Here is a 1,270-nt window from a genome sequence, read left to right as displayed (position 1 = left end):
CTCGAGACCGCCCTCGACGGCGGCATCCCCGCCGAGCACCGTGCCGCGTTCGAGGCGGCGGAGCAGGCCGGCGCCACGGCCGTGTGGGTCGCGGTCGGCGGCCGCGTGGCGGGCGTCCTGTCCGTGCGGGACACCGTGAAGGAGACCTCGGCGGACGCCATCGCCCGGCTCAAGGAGCTCGGCCTGCGCCCGCTGCTGGTGACCGGGGACAACGCCGCCGTCGCCACCCAGGTGGCGGCCGCCGTCGGGATCCCGGCCGAGGACGTGGTGGCCGGCGTGCGCCCCGAGGACAAGGTGGACGTGGTCCGCCGGCTCCAGTCCGAGGGTCACGTGGTGGCCATGGTCGGCGACGGCGTCAACGACGCCCCGGCCCTGGCTGCCGCGGACATGGGCATCGCGATGGGCTCCGGCACGGACGTGGCCCGCGAGGCCGCGCAGATCACCGTGATGGGCGACGACCTGCACCAGGTGGTCCAGGCGCTCGACCTGAGCCGCCGCACGCTGGGGATCATCCGGATGAACCTGTTCTGGGCGTTCGCCTACAACGTGCTCGGCATCCCGGTCGCGGCCCTGGGCCTGCTCAACCCGATGATCGCCGGCGGCGCGATGGCGGCCTCGAGCGTGCTCGTGGTGCTGAACTCGCTGCGGCTCACCCGCTACGCGCGGTGAGCCGGGGCGGGGCCGGCCGAGCCGGGTCCACCCCGGCCGGCCGGCCGGCCGGTCAGGGCAGGCATTCGCGGGAGTACTCGAGCCACTGCTCGAGCTCCCCGGACTCCTCCCAGAGCTGGTAGAGCTCGGAGCAGGAGGGCTCGCGGATGACCACGCCGATCAGCTCGCGCAGGGTCTCGATGTCCTCGTCCGAGAACTGGCCGATGAAGGCGGTGAGGTCCACCTCGTCCGCCTCCGCGTGCTCGAGCAGGGCCTCGAGGTCCGCGTGGTCCTCGTTCCGAGCGATCCGCACGAGCGCCCCGAGGGTGAGGAGTGCGGCGCCCTGGCTCGCGGTCAGGTAGCCCTCGTCCTCGTCGCGACGGAAGTTCCTGCGGAACTCGTCGAGGTCGAAGGTACCGTCGAGGACCTCGTCCACGATGTCCAGCGCCGTGTCGTTCTGGAAGACGTTTCTGCCCCATGCGCCCATGACCTGACCCTAGGTGTAGGAGGGCATGACGTTGTTGACTCGGGTCGGTGCCAGTGAGGCCGGAGGAGCGTCTCCGCAGGAGGTATGAGGCCGATGGTAGTTGTAGTGGTTCACCCACACCTGCAGGGCCTCACG

The 1,270-nt window shown here is 71.7% G+C and carries 3 protein-coding genes; 1 reads left to right on the top strand and 2 read right to left on the bottom strand.

What is annotated here, in order from left to right; translation table 11 throughout:
- On the top strand, window positions 1-669 hold a 669-nt coding region (locus D8M29_RS12365), incomplete at its 5' end, for a cation-translocating P-type ATPase (protein ID WP_127446028.1).
- A 52-nt stretch (window positions 670-721) separates the two neighbouring features.
- On the opposite strand, the gene D8M29_RS12360 is transcribed toward D8M29_RS12365, so the two are convergent.
- On the bottom strand, window positions 722-1,135 hold the full coding sequence (locus D8M29_RS12360) for a DUF4259 domain-containing protein (protein ID WP_036339561.1): 414 nt from the start codon (window positions 1,133-1,135) through the stop codon (window positions 722-724).
- Between the two features lie 9 nt (window positions 1,136-1,144).
- On the bottom strand, window positions 1,145-1,270 hold a 126-nt coding region (locus D8M29_RS12355), incomplete at its 5' end, for an integrase core domain-containing protein (protein WP_144868799.1).

Source organism: Micrococcus sp. HSID17227 (genome assembly GCF_003989405.1).
In the GTDB taxonomy this organism is placed as follows: Bacteria; Actinomycetota; Actinomycetes; order Actinomycetales; family Micrococcaceae; genus Micrococcus; species Micrococcus luteus.
The sequence above is the reverse complement of the archived record's forward strand: the minus strand, read 5'-3'. Positions and strand labels throughout refer to the sequence as shown.

Bases quoted from the DNA above. Each gene is read 5' to 3' on its own strand.
- D8M29_RS12360 (WP_036339561.1), bottom strand. From the start codon at position 1,135: ATGGGCGCATGGGGCAGAAACGTCTTCCAGAACGACACGGCGCTGGAC.